At 75.2% G+C, this 26,994-nt stretch carries 9 protein-coding genes; 1 reads left to right on the top strand and 8 read right to left on the bottom strand.

Translation table 11 applies throughout. The features are described from left to right. Positions 1–26: 26 nt before the first annotated feature. Genes SM793_RS12635 through SM793_RS12620 form a run of 4 tightly spaced genes read right to left on the bottom strand, consistent with a single transcriptional unit; the run spans position 27 to position 18,168 of the window. Entirely contained in the window at positions 27–3,425 is a 3,399-nt protein-coding gene (locus SM793_RS12635; RefSeq protein ID WP_320438227.1) for an amino acid adenylation domain-containing protein, read from the bottom strand. After that, complete coding sequence (locus SM793_RS12630) at positions 3,418–6,882, bottom strand: type I polyketide synthase (protein WP_320438226.1); 3,465 nt, start codon at positions 6,880–6,882, stop codon at positions 3,418–3,420. The genes SM793_RS12635 and SM793_RS12630 overlap by 8 nt, the downstream gene beginning before the upstream one ends. After that, on the bottom strand, positions 6,879–11,750 hold the full coding sequence (locus tag SM793_RS12625; RefSeq protein WP_320438225.1) for a beta-ketoacyl synthase N-terminal-like domain-containing protein: 4,872 nt from the start codon (positions 11,748–11,750) through the stop codon (positions 6,879–6,881). The genes SM793_RS12630 and SM793_RS12625 overlap by 4 nt, the downstream gene beginning before the upstream one ends. A gap of 4 nt (positions 11,751–11,754) precedes the next feature. After that, positions 11,755–18,168: a type I polyketide synthase gene (locus SM793_RS12620; RefSeq protein WP_320438224.1), complete on the bottom strand. Its 6,414-nt coding sequence runs from the start codon at positions 18,166–18,168 to the stop codon at positions 11,755–11,757. A gap of 539 nt (positions 18,169–18,707) precedes the next feature. On the opposite strand from SM793_RS12620, the gene SM793_RS12615 reads away from it, so the two are divergent. Further along, the gene (locus SM793_RS12615) at positions 18,708–19,331 is read left to right on the top strand and encodes a response regulator transcription factor (protein ID WP_320438223.1); all 624 of its coding nucleotides are present in this window, start codon (positions 18,708–18,710) and stop codon (positions 19,329–19,331) included. A 34-nt stretch (positions 19,332–19,365) separates the two neighbouring features. Here the strand turns inward: SM793_RS12615 and SM793_RS12610 are convergent, their stop codons facing one another. The 4 genes from SM793_RS12610 to SM793_RS12595 all read right to left on the bottom strand — a co-directional run bounded on the left by SM793_RS12610 (position 19,366) and on the right by SM793_RS12595 (position 26,576). Continuing rightward, complete coding sequence (locus SM793_RS12610) at positions 19,366–20,451, bottom strand: LuxR C-terminal-related transcriptional regulator (protein WP_320438222.1); 1,086 nt, start codon at positions 20,449–20,451, stop codon at positions 19,366–19,368. A gap of 281 nt (positions 20,452–20,732) precedes the next feature. Next, positions 20,733–23,057 (bottom strand): bifunctional polysaccharide deacetylase/glycosyltransferase family 2 protein, encoded by a 2,325-nt coding sequence (locus tag SM793_RS12605; RefSeq protein WP_320438221.1) that lies wholly within the window; start codon positions 23,055–23,057, stop codon positions 20,733–20,735. A 35-nt stretch (positions 23,058–23,092) separates the two neighbouring features. Next, positions 23,093–23,707 (bottom strand): hypothetical protein, encoded by a 615-nt coding sequence (locus tag SM793_RS12600; protein ID WP_320438220.1) that lies wholly within the window; start codon positions 23,705–23,707, stop codon positions 23,093–23,095. Between the two features lie 316 nt (positions 23,708–24,023). After that, entirely contained in the window at positions 24,024–26,576 is a 2,553-nt protein-coding gene (locus SM793_RS12595) for a glycosyl hydrolase (protein WP_320438219.1), read from the bottom strand. Between the last annotated feature and the right edge of the window lie 418 nt (positions 26,577–26,994).

Here is a 26,994-nt window from a genome sequence, read left to right as displayed (position 1 = left end):
ACCTGTCGCTCTCTCACATCGCGCTCTCAGGAACGGGCACGGCGCACGGCCGCCTGTTGCCGCCGGGCACCGGCCCGGCGTCGGTTCTCCGCGCGTTCGCGCGCGGCCGCCCCGGGGGCCGTGGACGGATCCACCCCGGACCGGCTCAGATGGGCGGCCAGCGAGGCCACCGTCGGGTGCTGGAACAGCTCGACCATGGACACCCGGTGCCCTAGGTCCGCCGCGAGCAGCGACCGCAGCTCGGCCATCAGCAGCGAGTGCCCGCCGAGGTCGAAGAAGTTGTCGTGGGCGCCGACCCGCTCCACCCCCAGCACCGTGCGCCACAGGCCGGCCAGCGACCGTTCCAGCCCGGCCCCGGGCGCGGTGAACGGCGCGCCCGCCGCGGGGCCGTCCTCGCCCGGCTCGGGCAGCGCGTTGCGGTCCACCTTGCCGCTCGGGGTGAGCGGCAGTGCGTCCAGCACGGCGAACACCGCGGGCACCATGTACCCGGGCAGCCGGCCGCGCAGATGGGCGGCCAGCTCGGCCGGCCCGGGCGGCGCTCCGGCGCCTTCGGCCAAGGTCAGATGGGCGACCAGCCGCAGGTCACCGGTCCGGTGCGGACGGGCCGTCACCACGGCCTCGCGCACCTTCGGGTGCCCGGTCAGCACGGCCTCGATCTCGCCGAGCTCGATCCGCAGGCCGCGCAGCTTCACCTGGTGGTCCAGCCGGCCGAGGAACTCCACCGCGCCGTCCTCGCGGAACCGCGCGAGGTCCCCGGTGCGGTACAGCCGCGCCGCCGGGTCGGGGTCGAACGGGTCCCGGACGAAGCGCTCGGCCGTCAGTTCGGGCCGGTTCAGATAGCCCCGGGCCAGGCCCCGGCCGCCGATGTGCAGTTCGCCGGGCACCCCGACCGGCACCGGCCGCATCGCCTCGTCCAGTACCAGGATCCGGGTGTTGGCGATCGGCCGGCCGATCGGCACCGGCCGCCGGGGGTCGTCGTCCGGCCCGCAGGTCCAGTGGGTCACGTCGACGGCGGCCTCGGTCGGGCCGTACAGGTTGTACAGGGCGGCGGTCGAGCGGGCCAGGAAGCGGTCCTGGAGGTCGCGCGGCAGCGCCTCGCCGCTGCACACCACCCGGCGCAGGCTCGCGCACTCCTCCACCGGCTCCCGCAGGAAGGCCCGCAGCACCGACGGCACGAAGTGCACCGTCGTCACGCCCTCCGCCCGGATCGTCCGGGCCAGGTAGCCGGTGTCCCGGTGCCCCTCCGGCCGGGCCAGCACCAGCGTCGCGCCCTCCGCCAGCGGCCAGAAGAACTCCCACACCGACACGTCGAAGGAGAACGGCGTCTTCTGCAGCACCCGGTCCGTGGCGTCCAGCCGGTAGGCGTCCTGCATCCACAGCAGCCGGTTGCGGATCGCCGCGTGCACGTTCATGACGCCCTTGGGGGTGCCGGTGGAACCGGAGGTGTAGATGACGTAGGCGAGGTCCTCGCCGCCGACCGCGACCTCCGGGGCGGTGTCCGGCTCCCCGCCCGGCCCGGCCTCGAACTCCTCCACGCACAGCACCTCGGCGTCGACCGCCGGCAGCCGCCCGAGCACCCGGCGCTGGGTGAGCAGCACCGGCACCCGGGCGTCCCGCACCATGTACTCCAGCCGGGCCGCCGGCAGCTCCGGGTCCAGCGGCAGATAGGCGCCGCCCGCCTTGAGCACCGCCAGCAGCGCCACCACCAGCTCCGGCGCGCGCTCCATGCCGACGCCGACCACCGAGTCCCGGCCGACGCCGAGCCGGCGCAGCCGGTGGGCGAGCCGGTTGGCCCGCCGGTCCAGCTCGCCGTAGCCCACCGAACGGCCCTCGAAGCGCAGCGCCACCGCCTCCGGGCACAGCCGCGCCCGCTCCTCGAACGCCTGGTGGATCCAGCCGGACCCGGCCGGCCAGTCCCGCGCGGTGTCGTTGAACTCCACCAGCACCCGGTGGCGTTCGGCCTCCGTCAGCAGCTCCAGCCGCTCCACCGGCCGCTCCGGACCGGCCACCGCCTGCGCGGCCAGCCGGCCGAACCGGTCGGCCAGCCGGGCGACGGTGGACTCGTCGAACAGGTCGCGGTCGTACTCGAACCAGCCGCTCAGGCCGCCGTCCCGGTCGAAGGCCTGGAGTTCCAGGTCGAACCGCGCGCCGCCGCCGCGCACCGGCACCGGCTCCAGCCGCGCCCCGCCCAGGGTGAGGTCCGGCACCGCCTCCCGGCCGTAGGCGAAGCTCACCTGGTACACCGGCGGCCGACTGAGGTCCCGGGCCGTGCCCAGCTCGCCGACCACCAGCTCGAACGGCACCTCCTGGTGCTCGTAGGCGCCGAGGCAGGCCGCCCGCACCCGGTCCAGCACCTCGGTGAAGGACGGCTCGCCGCCCAGCTCGGTGCGGATCGGCAGGGTGTTGACGAAGTAGCCGATCAGGGGCTCCAGTTCGGGCCGGTCGCGGACGGCGGTGGGCACCCCCACCACCACGTCCTGGCGGCGGGCGTACCGGGACAGCAGCACGGTGAACACGGCCAGCAGCGCCATGTACGTGGTGGCGCCCCGGCGGTGCGCCAGCTCCGACAGCCCGCGCAGCACCGGCTCGGGCAGCTCGAACGGCAGCGTGCCGCCGTTGAAGCCCTGGACGGCCGGACGCGGCCGGTCGGTCGGCAGCTCGAGCGCGGCCGGTGCCCCGGCCAGCCGCTCCTTCCAGTACGCCAACTGCTCCGCCCAGCGGCCCTGTTCGTGCTGCTCGTGCTGCCAGAGCGCGAAGTCGGCGTACTGGACCGGCAGCTCCGGCAGCGGCGAGGGCAGGCCGGCCGCGAACGCCTCGTACAGTGCCGCGAGTTCGGCCAGCAGCACCCAGAACGACCAGCGGTCCGAGACCAGGTGGTGCAGGGCCAGCACGAGCACCGACTCGTCCTCGCCGGTGCGCAGCAGGGCCAGCCGCAGTGGCGGCCCGGCCTCCAGGTCGAACGGCTCGCCGACCGCGGCCGCCACGATCCTCCCGTCCAGCTCGGCCGGGGTGAGGCCGGCCTGCCGGAGGTCGGTCTCGGGCAGCTCGGGTTCGAGGGGCGGGCGGACCACCTGGACGGGGCGGCCGTCGCGCAGTGCGAACGTGGTGCGCAGCGCCTCGTGCCGGCGGACCACCTCGCGCAGCGCCGCGCGCAGCACCCGGACGTCCACCGGGCCGCGCACCCGCACCGCGCCCGGCACCACATAGGCCGGGTTCGCCGGCCGGACCTGCTCCAGGAACCACATGCCCTGCTGGAACACCGAGAGCGGGAAGACGTCCTCGGCCGTGGCGTTCTTCCCCGTGGCGTTCTTCCCCGTGGTGTCCTCCGCCGTGGTGTCGCCCGCCCGCCGTTCGGCGAGCAGCCGCTCCAGGTGCGCCCGCTGCTCCGGGGTCAGCGCGGCGAGGCGCTCGTCCAGCTCAGTCATCGACCCGCTCCGAGCCCTCGGTGACCTGCTCCAGGAGGGCGAGCAACTCGGCGGTGGGGTCGGGCGTCCGGTCGGGCGTCCGGTCGGGGGCCAGGTCGGTGGAGCGGGCCGCCCGGCGGATCGGCGCCGCCTCCCCGACGGTGGCGCCGCCGGGCCCGGCGGCCGTCAGCCCCTCGACCACCTGCCCGGCCAGGCTGCGGACCGTGGCACCCTTGAGGAACTCGGCGACGGTCACCTTGACGCCCAGCCGGCCCTGGATCTCGTTGCGCAGCTCCACGGCCATCAGCGAGTCCAGGCCGAGGGCGGACAGCGGCGCGTCGGCGTCGACGGCGGCCCCGCGTGAGCCCAGGGCGGTGCGCACACTGGCGGTCAGCCCGGCGACCAGGGCCTCGACCCGCTGCTCGGCCGGGGCGGACAGCAGCTCCTCGGCGGTCGGCAGCGCGCTCGCCGCCGCCCGGCCCGGGGCGCCGGGCAGCCTGCGGGCCGGGGCCGTCACGGGGGGCGCGGGCCGGGAGGCGGGTTCGGTCCGTTCGGCCCGTGGCACGCGTTCGGTCCGCCGCACGCGCTCCGGTCGCTCGGCCCGGGGCGAGGGCCGCCGGGCGGGAGCGGCGGCGGAGCCGTCGCCGCTCGGCTCGTGCCAGCAGCGGGTGGCGGCGAACGGGTAGTGCGGCAGCGGCATCCTGGTCCGGCGGTACTCCCGGTCGAACCCGGCCCAGTCGACCTCGGCCCCCTCCGCGTACAGCCGGCCGAGGCTGCCCAGCAGGACCTCCCAGTCGTCGTACTTCGGCCGCAGGCTGGGCAGCATCAGCACGTCGTCGCCGGTCAGCACCTCGCCGACCAGGCCCAGCAGCGTCGGCGCCGGACCGACCTCCAGGAAGGTGCGGTGGCCCAGCTCGTACAGCGCCCGCACCCCGTCGGCGAACAGCACCGGCTGCCGGGCGTGCCGCAGCCAGTAGTCGGTGTCCAGCGGTCTGTCCCACGGCCACAGCCCGCCGGTCAGGTTGGACAGCAGCGGGACGGCCGGCGCGCCGAACGGGACCTTCTCCAGCGCGACCCGCAGCGGCTCCAGCACCGGTTCCACCAGGGGGGAGTGGGAGGAGGTGGAGATGCGCAGCCGCCGCACCTCGGCGCCGCGCGCGGCGAAGGCCGCGCAGACCTCGTCGACGACCTCCCGCACCCCGGAGACGGTGGTGTTCGCCGGGCCGTTGACGGCGGCCACGGCGACCAGCGCCTCGTCGTGGCGGGCGAGTTCGGCGGCCACCTCGTCCGCGGGGGCGGCGATCGCCGCCATCGCGCCGGACTCGGCGAGCCGCTGGAGCAGCCGGCCGCGCTCGGCGACCAGCCGCAGGCCGTCCTCCAGCGGCAGCGCTCCGGCGAAGCAGGCGGCGGCGTACTCGCCGAGGCTGTGGCCGATCACGGCGGCCGGTTCCACACCCCAGGAGCGCCACAGCCCGGCCAGCGCGTACTCCACGGCGAACAGGCCGGGTTGGGCGAACTCCATGGTGTTGATCAGCTCGCCGTCCGCCGCCGAGGCCGGGTACACGGCGGAGAGCAGCGGCGCCGGCAGGACGCCTCGCAGGATCTCGTCGCACTGGTCCAGGGTGCGTCGGAAGAACGGCTGCGTCTCGTACAACCGCCGGGCCATACCGGCGCGTTGCGGCCCCTGGCCGGTGAAGAGGAAGACCGGTTCGGCGGTAGACCCCGGCCCGGCCGGGGCGGCGCCCCCGGACCGGCCCAGCAGCAGCCCCTCACCCGGGTCGTCCCGGACGAAGTCCGCCAGCCGCTCGGCGAGTTCGCCGGGAGTGGCGCCGACGGCGGCGAGCCGGTGCGGGAAGTGCGAGCGGCCGGTGTTCGCGGAGAAGCACAGGTCGGCCGCGCCCGCGGGACCGGCCTTCGCCAGCCGGTCCTGGTAGCGGCGGGCGAGCTTCAGCAGGGCGCCGCCGCTGCGCGCCGATAGGGCGAGCACCGTCAGCGGGCGGCCGTCCTCCGGCCCGTTCTCCGGCCTGGTGTCCGGCGCGTCGTCCGGCCCGGCGACCCGCGGGTCCGGCGCCTGCTCGACGATCAGGTGCGCGTTGGTGCCGCTGAAACCGAAGCTGCTCACGCCCGCCAGCCGCCGCGCCCCGTCGGACGGCCACGGGGTGAGCGCGGTCGGCACGGCGAAGGTGGTGCCTTCGAAGGAGATGTGCGGATTGAGCTCGGCGAAGTGCAGATTGGGCGGGATCTGCCCCCGGTCCAGGCAGAGCGCGGCCTTGATCAGACCGGCGATCCCGGCCGCCGCCTCCAGATGGCCGAGATTGGTCTTCACGGCGCCGAGGTGCAGCGGCGCGCCCTCGGGGCGCCCGTAGACCTCGGCCAGCGCGGACACCTCGATCGGGTCGCCCAGCTTGGTGCCGGCGCCGTGGGTCTCGATGTAGCCGACCCGGTCGGGGCCCACCCCGGCGGCGGCCAGCGCCCGGCGGAACACCTCGCGCTGGGCGGCGCCGCTGGGCGCGGTCAGTCCCGAGCTGCGCCCGTCCTGGTTGACGGCCGAGCCGCGGATCACCGCGAGCACCCGGTCGCCGTCGCGGCGCGCGTCCGAGAGCCGCTTGAGCACCACCACGCCGCAGCCCTCGCTGCGGACGAAGCCGTTCGCCGCCGCGTCGAAGGTCTTGCAGCGGCCGTCGTCGGCGAGCATCTCCGGGAACTGCGAGAACGAGATCGCCGCGTCCGGCGCGACCACCGCGTTGACGCCGCCCGCCATCGCGAGGTCGCACTCACCGAGCCGCAGGTTCTGGCAGGCCTGGTGCACGGCGACCAGCGAGGAGGAGCAGGCGGTGTCCACCGAGACGCTCGGCCCGCGCAGGTCCAGCAGGTAGGAGAGGCGGCCGCTGGCGATGCTGTGCGCGACGCCGGTGGACGCGTGGGCGGTGATGTCCTGCGGCTCGCGGAACAGCAGCCCGGCGTAGTCGTTGCTGCAGATGCCCAGGAACACCCCGGTCCGGCTGCCCGCCAGCGCGTCCGGCGCCTGCCCGGCGTCCTCCAGGGCCGCCCAGGCGACCTCGAGCACCAGCCGCTGCTGCGGGTCCATCGACACCGCCTCCCGGCGGGAGATGCCGAAGAACTCGTGGTCGAAGCGGTCGATGTGGTCCAGGAAGCCGCCCCAGCGGGTGCTGTGCTTCCCGGGGGTGCGCGGCTGCTCGTCGTAGAACGCCTCGACGTCCCAGCGGTCGGCCGGGATCTCGCCGATCGTGTCGGTGCCGGAGGCCAGCAGCTCCCAGTACGAATCGGGGTCGGTGACCCCGCCGGGGAAGCGGCAGCCGACACCGACGATGGCGATCGGCTCGGTCCTGGCGCGCTCGTGCTCGTCGATCCGGCGCTGCATCCGCTCCATGGTCAGATAGGCGCGCTTCATCGCCGTCATCGAGCCGGTGCGGTCCTCGGGCGTGTCGCCCCGGGTGGTGTGCTCGCGCGTGGTCATCGTCCCTGCCCCCGGTCGGTCGGATCGGCACTGGTGTCGAACTGCTCGGTCTTGGCGAGGAGGAGGGCCTCCAGTTCGCGCTCCGACAGCCCGTCGAGGTCCTCGGGGGCGTCGGGGTCCTCGGGCCCGTGGAGGTCGAGGTCGAGGTCGGAGGGGCCGTGGAAGTGGTGGAGGTCGACGTCCGGGCGGTCCGGGGCGCCGGGTGGGGCGGCGGCCTCCAGCGGGATCCCCATCCGCTCGGCGAGGAACGGCACCAGGGCGTCCAGCGTCGGGTACTGCCAGCCCAGGGTGGCGGGCAGTGGCACGCCGAGCGACAACTCCAGCCGGGAACGCAGCTCCAGGGTGCGCATCGAGTCGAAGCCGAGGCCGGCCAGCGGCGCCGAGCTGTCGATCGCCGCCGGGTCCGGCGCGCCCGGGCCGGGCCCGTCGAGCACCCGGGCGGCCAGCTCCCGGCAGTGCCGGACCAGCAGGGCCCGGCGGCGCCGGCCCGGCTCGACCGCCAGCAGCTGCCGCCGGACCGCCTCGCCGCCGTCGGTGTCCGCCGCCGCGGCGCCGGGCTCGGGGGAGTCGGCTCCGGGGAAGCCGGCTTCGGGGGAGCCCGCGCCGCCGGCCGAGCGGACGATCGCGGCCGGGCTGCCCAACAGCCGGGCGAGGGAGGCCAGTCCCGTGCCGTCCACGCTCAGCGCGGGCAGACCGACGGCCCTGCGGTGCGCGGCGAGCGCGTCCAGACAGGTGCCGAGCGCCGTCTCCCGGCCGGGTGCGGAGGCCGGGTCGGACAGCACCAGGAAGTCCAAGGACCGTCCTGCGGTGGCGAGATGGAGCCGCCAGGCGTCGGCGGCCGGGCCGGCGGCGCCCAAGGGGTCGTCCTCGGCCTCCTCCGGCCCGTCGCCGTCCGCCGTGCCGTCCGCCGTGCCATCTGCCGCGCCATCTGCCGCACCGTACGCCGCGGCGTGTGCCGCCTCGGCGCCCGCGAGGTGCACCACCCCGGCCAGCGGCGCCGCCGGGGTGTCGAACGCGGCCACCGCGGCTGCCGGCTCCTCGGCGCCGGACAGGTCGGCGACCGGCAGCACCACCTCCACACCCCGGGCCCGCAGTTCGGCCAGCGCCGGTTCCGCGGCGGCGTCCGGGGCGGAGCCGGCGGAGCGGAGCAGGGCGATCCGGCGCGCCCCCAGGTCCGCCAGCCGGCGGGCCGCCGCCAGAGCCACCGGGGTGGTGCCCCCGGTGACCAGGTAGCCGGCCCGGGCCCGGACCACCGAGCGGGTCGGCGGCACCGAGAGTTCCGGCGCGGGCTCCGGACGCAGCACCAGCTTCCCGGTGTGCCGGGCCTGCGCCATCGCGGCGAACGCCTCCCGGGCCCCGGCGAACGGGTGGACGGTGACCGGCAGCGGTCCGAAACCGCCGTCCTCGAAGCCCCGCACCACCTCCTCGAACAGCTCGGCCAGCAGCTCCGGTCGCGCGTGGAAGGTGTGGTCGAGGTCGACCGCGAACAGCGCCCGGTTCGCCTTGAGGCCGCCGAGGCCGACCGGACTGTCGTCGTGGATGTCGCGCTTGCCCAGCTCGACGAACCGCCCGCCCGGCGCCAGCAGCGCCAGGCCGCGCCGCAGCGCCTCCCCGGTCAGCGAGTTGAGCACCACATCGACCCCGCGCCCGCCGGTGGCCGCCGCGACCTCCGCCGCGAAGTCCGTCGAGCGGGAGTCCATCACCAGCTCCACGCCGTCGAGTCCGCGCAGGAAGCGGCGCTTGGCGGGCGTCCCCGCGGTGGCGAACACCCGCGCCCCGCACCGCCGGGCCACCGCCAGCGCGGCCAGGCCCACACCGCCGCTCGCCGAGTGGACCAGCACCGTCTCGCCCGCCCGCAGCCGGGCCAGCCGGCCCAGCCCGTACACGGCGGTGAGGAAGGCCACCGGCACCGCCGCCGCCTGCTCGTCGTCCAGTGCCGACGGCGTCGGCGCCACCAGGTGCGCCTCGGTGGTGGTGTAGGCGGCGAGCGCGGACGGCGCGACCGCCATCACCCGGTCGCCGACCCGGAAGCGATCGACGCCGGTGCCGACCGCGCTCACCCGGCCCGCGCACTCCACCCCCAGCGGGACCGTCCCGGCCGCGCCCGGGTAGGCGCCCATCGCCTTGAGCACATCGCTGAAGTTCAGGCCCGCCGCCGCGACCTCGATCTCCACCTGGCCGGGGCCGGGCGCGGTCCGCTCCCAGCGCGTCGGCGCCAGGCTCTCCAGCAGGCCGGGCCGGACCGCGAGCAGCCGCTGATTGGTGTCCAGCTCGGGATCGAACGGCCGCCGCTGCCAGGCGGGTTCGGTACCGTCGGCGGAGTCCTGCGGCACCCGGACCGGCGTGTACCCGACCGGTCCGCGCAGCGCGGCCGAGGGCTCCCCGGCCGGGCGCAGCAGCACGTCGAGCAGCCGGGCGGTGTCGTCCCGCGCCGGGTCCGGGTCGAGGTCCACCAGCAGCGGGCGGGGCACTCCGGCCCCGGCCGGGGCCGCGCCGGCCGCACCCCACAGCAGCGCCTGCGCCGGGTCGGGCGCCCCGTCCCGCTCGGTCACCCGCTGTGCGCCCCGGGTCAGCACCACCAGGCGCGGGGCGCCGGGCAGCGCCTCGGCGGCCAGTTCCCGGGCCAGCGGCGGGGCCGGGCGGAGGGCGTCCGCCCGCGCCGCCGGGAGCGGGAACGGCGCCGGACCCTCCCGCGCCGGTCCGGTGGCCGCGTCCAGGCCCCAGGCGTACACGACCCCGGCCCACGGCTCGTCGCCGGCCGCGCGCAGCTCCTTGAGCAGCGCGGCGAGGTCCTCCGGCCGGGCCGGGTCGAGCTCGTACCGCAGCGGGTCGATCCATCGCGAGCGGTCGCCCGGGGTGACCGACACCCAACTGCCGCGCCGGGACACGAGTTCGGCGCCCAGGGCGCCGGCCGTGCCCGCGCGGTCGGCGAACAGCAGCCAGCGGCCCGGTGCGCCGGCCGGCGCACCCGTGCCGTCCTCGGTCCCGGCCCACTCCAGGGCGAACAGGGCGCGACCGGTCCCCTCCTCGGCGGCGGGCTGCTCCACGGCGGGCGGCGGCACGGCGGGAGCCTCAGGAGCCCCAGGAGCCCCAGGATCTTCGGGGGCGTACCGGCGGCGCTGCCAGGGGTAGTTCGGCAGGTCCAGCACGGCCCTGGGCAGCCCCGCGAACCCGCCGTCGGCCTCGTCCCGGTCGTGCTGCTCCCGCTCGGCGAGCACCACTGCGGACGGCGCACCGCCGTCGGCGAGCCCGCGCAGCGCGCGCAGCGCGGCGGCCCGGTCGGCGGCGGCGATCCGCGCCCGCCAGCGGTGCCTGGCCCGCCCGGCACCGGCCGTGTAGGCGAACGCCGGGTAGGACCCGTCCGGCAGCCCGGCGAGCCGGCCGTGCAGGGCGCCGGCCAGCGCCCGCACCGCCTCCGGTGTCCGGGCGGAGAGTTCGAAGCCCGCCACCGGAACGGCCCCGGCCCCGGCCCCGTCAACGGAGGCGTCAACGGAGGCGTCGACGGAGCCGTCCTCGGCCGCGCCCAGGACCACCTGGGCGTTGGTGCCGCCCATGCCGAAGGCGCTCACCACCGCGTGCCGCCCGCCGCGCTCCGGCCAGGGCCGCAGCGCCGTCGGCAGGGTGATGGCGGTGCCGTCCAGGTCGATCAGCGGGTTGAGGGCGGTGAAGTTCACCAACGGCGGTACCTCGCGCCGCCGCAGGCACAGCACCGCCTTCACCAGGGCGATCACCCCGGCCGCCGACTCCGGGTGGCCCAGATTGGCCTTGACCGAGCCGACGCTCAACTCGGCGCCGCCGTTGCGACGGCCCAGCGCGGCGGCGATCGCCTCCATCTCGATGGTGTCGCCGAGCGAGGTGCCCGTGCCGTGCGCCTCCACCAGGCCGATGTCGGCGGCGGCGAGCCCGGCGTCCGCGAGCGCCGCCTCGGTCAGCGCGACCTCCGACAGCACGTTGGGCGCCGTGAAGCCGGTCGAGCGGCCGGTCTGGTTGACCGCCGAACCGTGCACCACCGCGTGCACCCGGTCGCCGTCGCGCCGCGCGTCCTCCAGCCGCTTCAGCACCAGGACGCCGCAGCCCTCGCCCCGGGCGAAGCCGTTCGCCCGGGCGTCGAAGGGCCGGCACCGCCCGTCCGGCGACAGCGTGCCCGCCAGCTGGTGCAGCCGGGTCGCCCGCGGCGAGAGCACCAGGTTCACCCCGCCCGCCAGCGCCACGTCGCACTCCCGCCGGGCCAGCGCCTGGCGCGCCAGGTGCACCGACACCAGCGAGGAGGAGCAGGCCGTGTCCACCGTGATCGCCGGACCGGCCAGCCCCAGCGCGTACGCCACCCGGCCGACCGTGAAGCAGTGGCCGTTGCCGCCGGCCCAGTGGGTGTCCAGCTCACCGGTGTGCCAGTCCCAGTACTCCTGGCCGGTGATCCCGACGAACAGCCCGGTGCGGGCCGCGTCCAGCCGGTCCGGCGGCAGCGCGGCGTTCTCCAGCGCCTCCCAGGCGACCTCCAGCAGCAGCCGCTGCTGCGGGTCGACGCCCCGGGCCTCGGCCGGGCCCATGCCGAAGAACTCCGCGTCGAACTCCATCACCTCGTCGAGGAACCCGCCGCTGTGCGGCAGCCGCTCCCACTCGGCGGCGAACGGCCCGCGCCGCCCGGCGGGCAGCGGGCCCACCAGCTCGCGGCCCTCGGCCAGCGCGGCCCAGTAGCCGTCCAGGTCGGCGATGCCGCCCGGCAGCCGCAGGCCGATGCCGACCACGGCCAGCGGGCCGGTGCCACTGGCGGCGTCCAGTTGCGCCCGCAGCTTGCGGACGGTGTCGAGCGCCCGGGTGAGCGGGGTGGGCGCGGGTGCGGCGGTGCCGCTCTGCTGCTGCTCCGTCATGCGCTCAGCCCTCGTCTTCCGCAGCGGTCCCGGCGGTCTCGGCGGACCCGCCCGCGCCGTCCTCGCCCGCCGCCGGATCGTCCAGCAGCCGTTCCGCCAGCACCGCCGACAGCGCCCGGGCCGAGCCGTACGTCCACAGCAGGGTCGGCGACAGCCGCAGCCCGAACGCCGCCTCCAGCCGGTTGCGCAGCTCCAGACCCATCAGCGAGTCCAGCCCCAGCGACTTGAACGGCGTGTCCCGGTCGATCGCCCCGGCCTCCAGCCGCAGCACCCGCCCGGCCAGCTCCTGCACCTTGGCCTCCAGCAGCTCCGGCCGGCGCTCCCGCGGCGCCCCGCGCAGCTCGGCGAGGAAGGCCGCGCCCGCGCTGCTGCCGCTCCCACCGTGCCGGGCCAGCTCGCGCAGCGCGCTCCAGCTCTCCAGCGTCGCGGTGTCCGGGTACGCCTCCAGGTACTGCCGCAGGTCGATCGGCACATAGGCGACCACCTGCTCGTCACCGCCGAGGAACCCCTCCAGCGCCCGCCACGCCTCGGCGGTGGAGAAGCCCGCCATGCCGCGCTCCGCCAGCCGGGCCCCGCGGTTGTCCGCCGCGGCGGCCAGTCCGACATCGCTGAACGGGCCCCACTGCACGCTCAGCGCGGGCAGCCCGCGCCGCCGCCGGTCCACCGCCAGCGCGTCCATGAAGGCGTTGCCCGCCGCGTAGGCCGCCTGGCCGGCGTTGCCGAACAGCGCGGCGGCGGAGGAGAACAGCAGGAAGAAGTCCAGCGGATCGCCCTCGGTCACCGCGTCCAGGTGGACCGCGCCGTCGACCTTGGGCGCCAGCACCCGGTCCAGCTGCTCCGCCGTCAGATTGAGGACCGTGGCGTCGTCCAGCAGACCGGCCGCGTGCACCACCCCGCGCAGCGGCGGCAGTTGCTCGCGCACCCGGCGCACCGCCGCCGCGTCGGCGACATCGGCCGCGAAGGTCTCCACCAGCACACCGCGCGCCCGCAGCGCCCCGATCCGGGCCACCGCGTCCGCGCCCGGCGCCGAGCGGCCCACCAGGGCCAGCCGGCCCGCGCCGCGCCCGGCCATGAACTCCGCCAGCGACAGGCCGAGCGCCCCGAGCCCACCGGTGATCAGATAGGTGCCGTCGTCCCGGAACCGGCCGTCCCGCAGCGGCTCCGGGACCACCTCCGTCACCGTCGACGGGTCCGACAGCACGAACTTCCCGATGTGGTGGCCGTGGGACATCTCCCGCAGCGCCTCGGTGGCCCGCGCGAACGGGTAGGACAGCACCGGCAGCGGCGCCAGCTCACCCGCCACCACCCGCTCCCACACCTCGGCGAACAGCCGGGTGAACAGCGCAGGCCGGCGGGCGATCACCCCGGCGAGGTCCAGCGAGACCAGGCCGATGCCCTTGCGGAACGCGTCCAGGGCCAGCGTGCGCCCGCCGTAGATGTCGGCCTTGCCGACCTCGACGAACCGCCCGCCCTCGGCCAGCACCTCCAGGCCCAGCGGGATCGCCGCGCCCGTCAGCGAGTTGAGGACCACGTCCACCCCGCGGCCGCCGGTCGCGGCCCGCACCTCCTCCGCCCAGGAGAGGTCCCGGGAGTCGAAGACGTGCCGCACGCCCAGCTCGCGCAGCCGGGCCCGCTTGTGCGCGCTGCCCGCCGTGGCGAGCACCTCGGCGCCCAGCAGCCGCGCCACCGCGATCGCCGCCAGCCCCAGCCCGCCCGCCGCCGAATGGATCAGCACCGTCTCGCCCGGCAGCAGCGCCGCCAGGTGCCGCAGGCCGTACCAGGCGGTGACGGTCACCGCCGGGAACGCCGCCGCGTCGGCGTCCGCCATCCCCTCGGGCACGTGCTGGGCGTGGTCGGCCAGCACCGTCCAGTGGGTGGCGAGCGCGCCTCCGGCGGTGCAGGCGACCACCCGGTCACCGGGGGCGAAGCGGGTCACGCCCGCGCCGGTCCTGGTCACCACGCCCACGCCGTCCAGCCCGAGCAGCCGGGCGTCGGCCGTCGGGTCCGGATAGGTGCCCATCACCTTCATCACGTCGATGAAGTTCAGCGCCGCCGAACCCACCGCCAGCTCGATCTCCCCCGCGCCCGGCGCCCGCCGCTCCAGCGGCCGGAACGCCAGCCCGTCCCAGGTGCCCCGACCGTCCGGGGCGAGCCGGAACGGCTGCGGGGCCGCCGAGCGCCGGCGCGGCCCGGCCGGGTCCGCCGGGCCGTCCACCGGGCCCGCCGCGCCGCGCACCAGCCGGCCGACCAGCCGCTCCCCGCCCCTCAGCAGCACCTGGTCCGCGCCGTCCTCGGCCGACAGCTCGACGGCGCACCGCGCCGCCCAGTCGGCCTCGCCACCGGCCACGTCCACCAGTACCGGCCGCAGCTCGGGGTGCTCACGGCGCAGCACCCGCCCGAAGCCCCAGTACAGGGCCGCGCCCGGGTCGACCGCCCCGGCCGCCGACGGCGGCAGCTGGGCGTCGGCGGTCACCACGACCAGCCGCGGCACCAGCGGGTGCGCCGAGCAGGCGCGCACCAGCGCGGCCAGCGCCGTGAGGGCCGCCCGCTGGGCGTCCGGCCCGGCCTCCGCGTTCGGCGCCAGGAAGACCACGCCGTCCAGCCCCTCCACCGAGGCCAGCCGCTCCTGCCAGACCTCGGTCCGCGCCGCGTCCGCGCCGTCGGCCACCTGCGCCAGCGCCGTCCCGCCGATCGCGCCCAGCGCCTCGGCCAGCTCGCCGGCCCGCGCCCAGGCCGCCGTGCCGCCGACCTGGTCGGCCGCGCACACCGCCCAGCGGCCGGTGCCTCGCGCCGCTTCGGCCGGCTGCGCCGCGTCGGTTCCGTCGGTGCCGGTCCCTTCGGAGTCGGCGCGGTCCTTCGGCCGGAACTCCAGCCGGTGGATCCGCTCCGCGTCCACGGCGCCGGGATCGGCCGAGGCCGCCAGCGCCCGCATCCGCAGGCCCAGCAGGCTCAGCACCGGCCGCCGCCCGGCGTCGAACAGGAACAGGTCGACCTCCTCGCCGCCGTCCCGCCGCACCGCGTGCGACCACAGCGCCGTCACCGGCTCCGCGAGGTCCTGGTGCAGATGCACCCGCCCGACCCCGACCGGCACCGCCGCCTCCCCGCCCGGGAACAGCGGGATCGAAGCCTGCAACGCCGCGTCCCACAGCGCCGGATGCAGCCGGTGCGGATGACCGCCGGCCAGGCAGCCCTCCGGCAGCCGCACCTCGGCCAGGCACTCCGCCGCCCCGGCCCGCAGCCCCACCACGCCCTGGAACGCCGGACCGTAGTTCAGGCCCCGCGCCGCGCAGTCGGCGTAGAACCCGGCGGCCGGCGCGGCGTCCAGAGCGAGCAGCCGCTCCGGGAACGACGGCGCGTGCGGCGCGGTGTCCTCCGCCAGCACCCGCGCCGACGCGTGCCGGACCCAGCCCTGCCCGCCCGGCTCCAGCGAGGACAGCGTGAAACTGCCGCCGCCCGTGACATCGTCCCGCCAGCCCAGCGCCACCGTCACCGGCTCCTCGGTGAGCGTCAGATGACTGTGCAGGCCGACCTCCGCGAGCGTGCGGTGCGCGCCGCCGGTCCTGGCCAGCGCCGTGCGCAGCGCCAGCTCCAGCATCCCGGTGCCGGGCAGCACCACCGCGTCGTACACCCGGTGGTCGCGCACCCAGGGGATGTCCGCCGGGGCCAGCTCCAGCATGCCGCTCCAGGCGCCCTGCTCGGTCACCGACGGCACCAGCCGCAGCTCCTCCCCGGCCCCGCTCCCGGCACGCCGGCGGCCCGGCTCCACCCAGTGCACGGCCCGCTGCCACGGGTACGGCGGCACCGGCGCCCAGGCCGTCCGGGGCAGCGCGCCGAACGGCTCCAGACCGCTCACGTACGCCCGCGCCATGGACTCGCGCACCGTGTCCGGCGAGCCCTGGTCGCGCCGCAGCGTCGACAGCACCTGCGGCGGCACCGGCCGCTGCGCGGCCAGCTGCTCCAGCGCCGGGGTGAGTACCGGGTGCGGGCTGATCTCGACCACATGGGTCACCCCGGTGTCGAACAGCCGCTCCATCGCGTCGGCGAACATCACCGGCCGGCGCAGGTTGTCCACCCAGTACCGGGCGTCCAGCTCCGGCCCCTCCAGCGGGGCCACCCGCACCGTCGACATCAGCTCGACGGCGCCCCGGCCCGGGCGCACCGGTCGCAGCGCCGCCAGCAGGTCGTCCTCCAGCTCGTCCATCTGCGGGCTGTGCGAGGCGTAGTCCACGTTCACCAGCCGGCAGAAGGTGCCCTCGGCCTCCAGCAACTCCTTGAGCGCCAGCACGAGTTCGGTGTCACCGGAGAGCACGCAGCTGTTCGGGCCGTTGTTCACGGCCAGCGACACGCCCTCCTCGAAGCCCGACAGCGCCGCCTTCGCCGCGTCCAGCGAGAGGTCCACCGCCAGCATCCGGCCCTTGCCCGAGGTCCGGCGGGCGATCGCGCTGCGCCGGGCGACGACCATCGCGCCGTCCTCGTAGGAGAGGATGCCCGCCGCCGTGGCCGCGGTGACCTCGCCCTGGCTGTGGCCGACCACCACGTCCGGTTCGACCCCGGCCGCCCGCCACAGCTCGCACAGGCCCAGCGACACGGCCCACAGGGTCGGTTGCAGCATGTCGATCCGCGACAGCCACTCCTCCCCGGCCTCGCCGGAGACGACCCGGACCAGGTCCCAGTCCACGAACGGCTCCAGCGCCGCCGCGCAGCGCTGGATCACCGCGGCGAACACCGGTTCGGCGGCCAGGAGTTCGCGGCCCATGGCGTGCCACTGGGAGCCCTGGCCGGGGAACACGAAGGCGGTCCGCCCCCCGGTCGCGGCCCGTCCGGCGAACACGCCGGGCACCGGCTCGGCACCGGCCGGGTCGGCCGCCAGCCGCTCCAACTGCCCCGCCGCCGCGTCGGCGTCGGCGGCCAGCAGGGCGGCCCGGACCGGGAACTGGTCGCGCTGCCAGGCCAGCGTGCCGGCCAGTGCCGGGAGCGACGGGGCGGTCGCGCCGGTGAGCAGCCCGCGCAGCTCGCGGGCGCGCTCGGCGAGTGCCTGCTCCGAGTGCGCGGACACCGGCAGCAGTACGGGGCCGCTGTGCACGGCGGTGTCCTCGCTGTCGGCGGCCGGCGGTTCCGTCCGCGGCGCCCCGGTCAGCACCACGTGCGCGTTGGTGCCGCCCCAGCCGAAGCTGCTCACGCCGAGGAAGACCTGCTCGTCCGCCGGCAGCGGCAGCGGCTCGCGGACCACCGTCACATTCAGCTCGTCGAAGGCGATCTCCGGGTTGAGCTCCGCCGAGTGCAGGCTCGGCGGCACCACGCCGTGCCGCAGCGCCAGCAGCGCCTTGAACAGCCCGGGGATTCCGGCGGCGGCCTCCAGATGGCCGATGTTGGTCTTCACCGAGCCGATCGGCAGCGGACCGGCGTCCGCGCTGCGGGTCTGCCCCAGCACCCGGCCGACCGCACCGGCCTCGATCGGGTCGCCGACCGAGGTGCCGGTCCCGTGCGCCTCCACATAGGCGACCCGGTCCGCCGGGATGCCCCAGCGCCGGTAGGAGTCCCGCAGCAGCCGCTCCTGGCCGAGCGGACTGGGCGCGACGACGCTCTGCCCGCCGCCGTCGTTGTTCACCGCCGTACCGGCGATGACACCGTGGATCCGGTCCCCGTCCGCCCGCGCCCGGGCCAGGGTCTTCACGAACAGGGCGCCCACGCCCTCGCCGCGCACGAAGCCGTTCGCCCCGGCGCCGAAGGCCTTGCACCGGCCGTCGGGGGAGAGGCCGCCGAAGTACGTCAGGCCGATCGAGGCGGTCGGGTCGAGCATCAGCGCGACACCGCCGATGATCGCCGCGTCCACCTCGCCGGAGCGCAGCGCCTGGGCGGCGAGGTGGGCCGCGACCAGCGCGGAGGAGCAGCCGGTCTCGACGACCAGGCTGGGCCCGGTGAGCCCGAGGAAGTAGGAGACCCGGGCGGCGATCATGTCGAGCGCGTAGCCGGGCGCGGTGTGCTGGGTGACCCCGGCGGCGCTCCTGCGGCCGACGTGCTCGTAGTCGTGCCAGCCGGCGCCGACGAACACGCCGGTCCGGCTGCCCGCGAGCGCGCGGGCCGGTGTCCCGGCGTCCTCCAGCGCCCGCCAGGCGGCCTCCAGCATCAGCCGCTGCTGCGGGTCGAGCATCTCCGCCTCGCGGGGGGAGATGCCGAAGAAGGTGGCGTCGAACCGGTCGACGTCGGTGAGGAATCCGCCGACGGCCTGGATCTCGCGCTGCGGGTCGAGTTGCGCGGTGGAGTCCCAACGGCTCGCCGGGACGGGGCCGATGGCGTCGTGACGCTCCATCAGCAGCCGCCAGAAGCTCTCGACGTCCGGGGCGTCGGGGAACCGTCCCGCCATGCCGACGACGGCCAGGGCCTGGGTCGGGTCCTGGACCACAGGGTCTGTGTGCATGTCCTCTTCCTCTGGCATCCGTGGTGAGCCGGTCCGGGCACGGGCCGGCGCCCGGCCCGGGGCGTGCGGGGGCACGCTGGGGCGGGGTGCCGGCGGGGCACGGGCAGGGGGCGGGGCGGACGGTGCCGCGCGGGAGGGTGCCGCGCGGGCGGTGTCGGGTCGGGACGGCCGGGAGCGGCCGGGGGGAGGGGTCGGGGAGCAGCGGGCGACGGGGGCTGTGCGGGGCGGACGGGCCCCGCACGGCAGTCGATCACCAGTGCGCATCGTGGTCCCGGCCGGTCACCGGCGACAAGGCTTTGACCTGCTTCTACTGACACTTGTCACGTCCCTGCCCGCGGGCATCGGGTCGGCCGCCGGACCCGGGATAAGTTGAGGGGTCACCGAATGACACGCGTAGACCCACCGGTCCTGCTGAGGACATGTCCGCACCCGGACGCCCGGGTGCCGTCGACGGGAGCGGGCCGTCCGCCACACACTGGGGCGCGGCCGCAACGATCACCATGAGTTCCGTTCACGGGATCCTCGGGGGAGACCTAGTGATGACCATTCGTGTGTTGGTAGCCGACGAGCAGCTGCTGCCCCTGGACGCGATCGCCGAGGTGCTCGCGTCCGTGAAGGACTTCGAGGTCGTGGGGGCGGTGAACCGGAGTTCGATGGTCGTCCCGGTCGCGGTCCGCCGCCGGCCGGACGTCGCCGTGCTGGGCATGGGCACCGCGCAGGGCGGCTTCCGCCTGGTGCGGGAGCTCGGGAAGCGCCTGCCCGACTGCCGGGTCGTCCTCATGGCGGCCCGGCCCACCCGGACCCTGGTGGACCGGGCGGTGTCGGCGGGGGCGCTCGGGGTGGTCACCAAGCAGACCAAGATCCCCCGCCTGGTCGACGCGATCCGGGACGCCGCCGCGGGCGGCCGCCCGGCCCCGGGCGACACCGAACCGGCGCCCGACGGGCCGGCGGTCCGGACGGCCGTCGCGGAGCAGACGCTGAGCGCGCGGGAACGCGAGATCCTCCGCCTCACCGCGACCGGCGCCTCGGTGAAGGAGGTGGCCCGCGAGCTCTACCTGGCCGCCGGGACGGTCCGCAACCTCACCTCGGGCGCGATGCGCAAGCTCGACGGGCGCAACCGCTTCGACGCCGCCCGGATCGCCGCCGAACGGGGGCTGCTGTAGGCGGACTTGGCGCCCCCCCGGGCGGGCGCCGGGCTCAGCCCTTCGCCGCCCGCACCTCCCGGCTCTCCTTCGCCGCCGCGACCTCCTTCGACTCCTTCGCCGCCGCGACCTCCTTCGCCTCCCTGCCCTCCCTGCCCTCCCTGCCTTCGTGTTCGAGCAGCCCGAGCCGGGTGGCCCGCACCATCGCCGTGAGCCGGTTGTCGGTCTCCAGCACCCGCAGGATCTCGGCGACGAACCGCCGCACCGTCCGGTCCGAGTAGCCGAGATGACGGGCTATCGACTTGTCGGTGGTCCCGGCGGCCATCATCCGCAGCACCAGCCGGTGCGTGCCGGACAGCACCGGCCCCGTAGCGCCGCGCCGCCGCCGGGTGTACGGCGCGGCCGTGGACCAACTGTGCTCGAAGACCCGGGTGAAGAGCTGGGCGAGCAGTCCGCCGTCGATCACCACACTGCGGCGCAGCCCCTCGACCTGCGACCGGGTGACCACCTTCTCCCGGTCGACGATGACCAGCCGCAGCGGCAGCGACTCCGCCGTCCGGATCTCCGCGCCGGCCTCCTGGAGCGCGTTCACGTACTCGACGACGGCCGGGCTCCCCAGGGCGGAGGCCGGCGCCACCAGCCGGTAGTGGACGCCCCGGCGCAGCAGCTCGACGTCCTCGCGGATGCACGGGTGCAGCGCTTCCCGCTCGGCCGCGGTGGGCAGCATCACCGCCACCTCCGACCGGCTGGACGCGTGCAACTCTCCCAATCGGTGCACCAGTTGGTCCCGTGACTCGACCACCTCGACCGCCGGACCCTCCCCCGCGGGGGCCGGAGTGGCGAGGAAGCCGTCGGTGAGGTCGGAGATCAGGTCCTGGGCGCGGGTGACCTCGGCCAGCCGCTCCTGCTGATCGGCGACCAAGCGTCTCAGGACGCTCTGCGGCGTGGCCGGCGGCGCTCCCCGGTCCCGGTCCAGGAGGCCGTGGCCGGCCAGCCAGCCGAGGGCCTCCCGAACCTCGCCGACCCCGGCGCCGAGGTCCCGGGCGAGATCCTCCGGGCACGTGCCGCTTTCCCTGGTGCGAAGAAGTGAGAGGTAGACACGGTACGCAAAGCGCGGGTCGATCCCGATCGCCGCCGTCATCGCCTTGAACTCCAGCCGTAGGTCCGGATCGTGAGCAGCAAGGTGGTCCCGAGCCCGCGGTGCCGGTGGCTCGGCTGGCGAGACTACTTGAAGAAGTACGGCCTCCTGTAGAGGGCCAGGAAGACCTGAGGCGAACAACGCGTCACCCGTCGAGCCCATTCCGTCACTGTGGCATCCCGGCCACCGCGCTCGGAGCCGTGTCGGTCATTCGAGAATTTGAACACCACGGCACAGATCATGCGCGCCCTCCTTTCCTCCCGTGGCCCCGGTTTGCCGAGGGGTCATCTGTACTCCGTGAATGACCTCTGCTCGGGAACCGGGCCGCTCTGCTGCTGGTACGGCTGCCAGGAGTCCTCCGCGGGACCGTGGTGGAATCCCGTGCCGGAGGCTGTCGGTGGCACGGCGTCGGGCTCCTCCGTCCAGGACCGGCCGAGGGCCGGCCCGGGCGGTGCGACTGCGGTGGCGGGCGGTGCGACCGCGGTGACGGGCACCTGGAGGCTGCCGTAGCGTTCCATCCGCTGCCAGCGCAGACGGGAGCCGGCGATGGCGGTGAACACGGACTGGATGACGACGAGGTACATCAGCTGCCGGTAGACGAACTGCTGGAGGGGCAGGCTCCACAGGGGACCTGTCCTCTCCTTGTCGAGTCGGAAGGCGTAGACGCCCATGAGGACCTGGACCAGGAGGAATGCGCTCCACAGGCCGATGATGCGCACCGGGTCGAGGAAGATCAGGCCGTAGACGGCGATGATGTCGACGACGGGGGCGAGCAGCGGCATCAGGACCTGGAACATCAGGAGGTAGAGCAGGCCGCGGCGGCCGAGCTTGCCGGCCTGGCCCCGCTGGACGAGGGCGCCGCGGTGCTTCCACATGGCCTGCAGGGTGCCGTAGCACCAGCGGTAGCGCTGCTTCCACAGCGCGCCGAGCGAGGCGGGGGCCTCGGTCCAGGCCTTGGCGCGTTCCTCGTAGACGACGCGCCAGCCGTCGCGGCACAGGGCCATGGTCAGGTCGGTGTCCTCGGCGAGGGTGGTGTCGCTGACGCCGCCGACGCGCAGGAGGGCTTCGCGGCGGAACGCGCCGACGGCGCCGGGCACGGTGGGCATGCATTCGGCGAGGTCGAACAGGCGCCGGTCGAGGTTGAAGCCGACCACGTACTCGATGTGCTGCCAACGGCCGAGCAGGCCACCGCGGTTGACGACCTTGGCGTTGCCGGAGACGGCGCCGACGCGGCGGTTGGCGAACGGCTGGACGATCATGCGGACGGCGTCCGGTTCGAAGACGGTGTCGCCGTCGACCATGACGAGCAGGTTGCAGGAGGCGGCGGCGATTCCGGTGTTGAGGGCGGCGGGTTTGCCGGCGTTCTGCTGCCGGACGACCCTGACGCCGGGGAGGCGGAGGGCTTCGACGATGTCGGCGGTGCCGTCGGTGGAGCCGTCGTCGACGACGATGATCTCGACCGGGTGGTCGGAGGCCAGCAGGGAGCGGACGGCGGCTTCGATGCCGGCGCTCTCGTTGTAGGCGGGGACGATGATGCTGACCGGTTCGGTGATCGTCCTGCCCCAGGGCTTGCGGCGCATCCTCACGTGGCGGCGGGCGGCGACGAGCACCGCCACGGCGCGGAGCACGCTGATCGCGCCGGCCGCCCACAGCAGCCAGGAGAGGACGGTCAGGACCCAGCCGCTGGTGCGCAGTGCGGTGATGAGGGCGAGTCCCTGCCAGTGGTCCGCGGTTGTGGCCGGCCGGACGGGAGCGGGTAGGGCGACCGCGTCGCTGACGGTCGTGAAGCGGAAGCCGGTCGCCTTGAGCCGGGGGATCAGTTGTTCCAGGGCGGCGACGGTCTGGGAGCGGTCGCCGCCGGCGTCGTGCATCAGGAGGATCTGGCCGTCGGTGCCCTTGGGGGTGGCGTTGGTGATGATGCTGTCGACGCCGGGGCGGCGCCAGTCCTCGCTGTCCTGGGTGGTGAGGACGGTGAGGTAGCCCTGCTGACCGGCCTGGACCACGGCGTTCCAGTCGGCGTCGGTGAGTGCCTCGCTGGTGGAGGAGTAGGGCGGGCGCAGCAGTGGAGTGGTGACTCCGGTGGCTCCGACGATGGCGAGCTGGCTCTCGCGCAGCTCCAGGTCGCGTCGCCAGGCGGATGCGGTGCCGAGGTTGGTGTGGGTGAAGGTGTGCAGGCCGATCTGGTGCCCGTCGGCGACGATCCGCCGGGCCAGGTCGGGGTGGGCGGCGACACGGGTACCGACGGTGAAGAAGGTGGCGTGGACGTCGTTGCGGCGCAGGATGTCCAGGATCTTCGGCGTCCAGACGGGGTCGGGGCCGTCGTCGAAGGTCAGCGCGATGGTACGGGCGGCGGGTTTGGCCGTGCGGGCGGCGGAGCCTTCGATGACGGGTCCGCCGGAGGTGATCTGCGCCGGCACGGAGGCTGCCGGGATCGCGGCGCGGGGTGCGCCGTCCGCCGTGCTGTCGAACATGTGCTGGGTGTAGCCCTGGAGCAGCAGAGCGGCCGACAGTGTCACCACGAGAGTGGTGAGCAGCAGCCAGTGGGTGCGCAGCGGGACGTTGCGTACGGTGGTGTGCCGGCCGCGGGGTTGGCGGCGGTTCTTCGACAACGGAGGTGGTTCCTGCCTGGTGCGGTCGGGGTGGGTCACGGGTGGGTGGTGGGTTTGCCCCTCTGGCTGGGGGCCGACGTCGGTTTGCCGTGCCCGGTGGCCGTGGCCGTGGCCGTCGCTGTGGCGGTCGCTGTGGCGGTCGGTGTGGGCGTGGGTGTGGGTGCGGGTGTCGGGGTGGCTCCGGTGGTGGTGGAGGAGGTCGGGCCGGAGGTGCGAACCGGCGTCGCACCGGATCCCGTCCCGGAGGCGGCTTTGGGCGAGGGGTTCGACACGGCGGTGGACCCGCCCGAGGCGCCGGCGGGGTTCGTTGCCACGGCGGTGCCGGGGGACGGGGCCGCCGTGCTCGGGTCGGAAGCGGGTGCGCTGGTCTGGGCGGAGTGCGGAGCCTGGGCGGAAGGGAGGAACGGGGAGCGGACCGTGGGGCCGCCGAGCAGGGTGCTGACCAGGAGGACCACGTACGCGGCGGCGGGCACGACCAGGACACGGCCCAGGCGGCGCACGCTGCGCTGGCGCCTGCCCGAGGAATCGACGAAGACCGGAGTCTCGGCGGACCCCGGCGCCGGGTCTTCGGCGGTGGCACTCGGCGGATTCTCGGCCAGGCGGACGAGCGGCGCCGTGTCCTCGAACAGGGAGTCGGCGTGTCGGGTCATCGGCGGGCGGCCTCTACGGGGTGCGGGGGCGGGATCGGACGGGCGTGATCGGCCCGCGTCGGTTGGAGCGGGCATCACGTTCAGCGCCGGAGTCGTCGCCGGTGTCACACCTGGCACGAAACCTTCTGGCGCCGTGATCGGCGCCTGGCTGCCGACTCGTCCGCCCCGGCGTTCAACCTCCCGTTCCATCGGTCGACCCGACCCGACCCGACCCGACCCGACCCGACCCGGCTTGCCGGCCGGTCGTTGCCCGCGGTGTTGTGCGGGTTCGTGGCAGGGGCCGGAGGCGGGTGCCTCCGGCCCTCGCTGTCGGTGGTTACGGCATCGGGGTGCGCCAGATGCCGCGGCCGTGGGTGGCCACGTAGACCGAGGTGCCGTCCGGGTTCGGGCTGAGGTAGACGGCGGCGGCGTTCGGCAGGTTGCCGGTCGCGGTGGTGTCGGTCAGGCCGAGCCGCTTCCAGTGGCCGAGGCCGTCGGCCTTGACGTCGTCGGTGAAGAGGCCGAGGTCGGTGGCGACGACCAGGGTGCCGCCGGGGGCGATCAGGACCCGGTTGGCCGGGGCGTCCACGAGTTGGTCGGACGCGCCGTCGGGCCCGCTGACGTCCTGCCAGGTGCTGCCGCCGTCGGTGGTCCGCCACAGGTGGCCGAAGCCCGCGCCGGGACCCTCGTTCCAGTGCCGGGAGAAGCCGGAGATCGCGGCGTACACGGTGGCCCCGGTCGGATCGGCCGGGTCGATGGTGATGCCCTGGACGTAGCGGATCGGGAACTGCGCCGGGAGGGGCGACTGGTGCCAGCTGCCACCGTAGTTGGTCATGATCCCGCGTCCGAAGGTGTCACCGGGGTTGCAGGCCCCGCACCAGGCCGCCCACACGACGTGGTCGCCCGAGGCGTCGCGCTGCGAGGCGATCGCGCTGACCGAGCGGCCCGCGCCCGCGTCGGCGATCCGCTGCCAGTCTGCGCCCGAAGTACTCTGCCAGGTGCGGGTGTTGGCGTAGACGTACTGTCCGCCGGCGACCCAGTAGCCCGGGTCCTTGGCGTCCGCGCCGAACGGGGCGATGAAGCGGGCGTTGGGGTCCTGCGGATCGATCGACGTGATCCCCGAGGGCGTGCCGTCGTCGTTGGCCGTGTAGCCGCAGTTGTTGGTCAGCGACATGGCGAGGTTGGTGTACTCGCCCACCGTCTGGCAGCCGTTGGCCGGGTTGACCAGCTGGTCACCGCCGTCACCGCCGAACGGCGAGGCCATCTCGCCGCGCGGGTTGAGCTGTTCGGTGACCGGCGTGGTGGTACCGGGGTAGGTGTAGGAGTACGTCGCGCCGGTCGGTGCGGCGAGCGAGACGCCGTTGTCCTGGAGGCCGCCCCAGACCGCGTCGCCGCCGCCGGGCAGCCGGCCCGCGCCGACCGAGTAGTACTGCAGGGTTCGCAGCGTGCCGCTCGCGTTGAGGTTGCGCCAGCCGGGCGCGGTCTGCGCGGTCTGCGCGGTCGGGCGGGCGAAGACGCCGCCGTCGTTGCCCGCGTACACCTCGGGCGCCCGCCCGGGCCAGTTGGAGAAGGCGAGGGCGTGCTGGTCGGAGTGCATCACGTTGCCGTCGCAGGTGTTCGCGGACGGCTGGTAGCTGAAGCAGTCCAGGCCGAAGTTCCAGTACCGGCCGACTGTATTCCAGCTGGTGCCGCCATTGCGGGTCTCGTACAGCTCTTCGAGTCCTAGGTAGAGGTGGTTCGGGTCGGCCGGGTCCACGGCGAGGGACTGGTCGTACCAGGCCTGGGTGCCGGGCTGGTACCCCGGGCCCATCACGGTCAGCTTCATCGCCGAGCCGCTGTCGGCCAGCTTGCTGGAGGTGGCGATCTGGTTGTACGGCCCGTTCACGTCGCCCGAGTTGCTGACGAAGACGCCGGCGAGGATGGAGTAGGGCGCCTGGGCGCCCGTGTTCTTGTTGTAGAGCGCGGGTGACTCCAGCGCCACGTACAGCTTGCTGCCGTCCGCGGCGTACGCGAAGGTCGCGTTGCCGATGTCCCTGGGGTTGACCGCGCCCTGCGGGTTGGCCAGGCGCCAGGTGGTTCCGGCGTCGTCGGAGTAGTAGAAGCCGTTGTACGAAGCGCCGCCTCGCCAGGCCACGTTGGCGAGCAGGCGCTTGCCGCCGCTGCCGGGCTGGACGACCAGGTCGTCCGCGATGTCGGCGTAGTACTGGCTGGTGCCGCAGGCGACGCCGGTGATGCCGACGCCCGCGCAGGGGGCCAGCACCTTCTGCCAGGCGGTGGAGCTTCCGGCGTTCAGCGCGCGGCGGTAGACGCCGTGCGAGGTGGCCGCGAAGGCGTAGTTCGCCTCGGGGTCGAAGCGCAGCTGGTGGATCGAGCTGTTGTCGAGCTCGCCGGCGCCGAGGTGGTCGGAGTCGGCGAACGTCGCCTTCGACGGGTCGGCGAGGCGGTACACGCCGCTGCCGAGGTAGTTGTCGAAGGCGGTGGTGGCCTCGCCGGTGCCGAGCCAGAGCGCGCCGTCGGGGGCGACCGCGAGGGAGCCCACGGACAGGCTCGGCAGGTGGTCCGCGATCGGCGTCCAGGTGGCGCCGTCGTCCGCGGACCGGAAGACGCCGCCGTCGGCGCCGCCCGCGTAGAGCACGCCCCGGTGTGCCGGGTCGACGGCCAGCGCGGCGATCCTGCCGGTCGAATACCCGCCCCCGCCACCGCCGTTGGAGGCACTGTGGTCGCGGTAGTGCGTCGCGTCCGAGTTGTACGGCTGCGTCGTGACCTCGGTGAAGGCGCCTTGGTGCACCGGCATCGCGAGGGCGTGCTGCCACGCCGCACGGTACGCGCCGGGCGCCACCGTCCCGCCGGGCGACAGCCGAGGATCGTTGAACGAGTCGATGGATTCCATCAGTTCGCCGGACTCTTCGCCGGCTTCCCGATGGTCGGGGCCGGCCGCACCGGGGGACCTGCCGGTGTCGGTCGCTCCCCAGGCCGAAATCGAACCCGTCGACACGATCAGTGCGACGGAGACAAGGGCGGCCAACGGTCGGCCGCGCCACCTTCTGGAAGCTGAACCCATGAACATCTCCGGTTCGTCGGGTGTCCGCCTGAGCGGCGGCACCCTACCGGAGTTGACCGGACGGCCATAGAGAACGGACAGCATCCGGGAACCGGGGACGACTCCGGCCACGGCGGCGATCGGCGAGATCGCCTCCACGACGGGAGCCGGGCAGCGCCGGGACCACTGGGTCTTCTCGCTGTCTTGGCACACCCGAACGTCACGGCGCACCACCCGCGGGCGAGGACGAGGACGGGTAGCGGGCTGG

The organism is Kitasatospora purpeofusca (assembly GCF_034043715.1).
Classification (GTDB): domain Bacteria; phylum Actinomycetota; class Actinomycetes; order Streptomycetales; family Streptomycetaceae; genus Kitasatospora; species Kitasatospora purpeofusca_A.
Note: the sequence above shows the minus strand (reverse complement) of the source record. Positions and strands in the feature narration are given on the sequence as shown.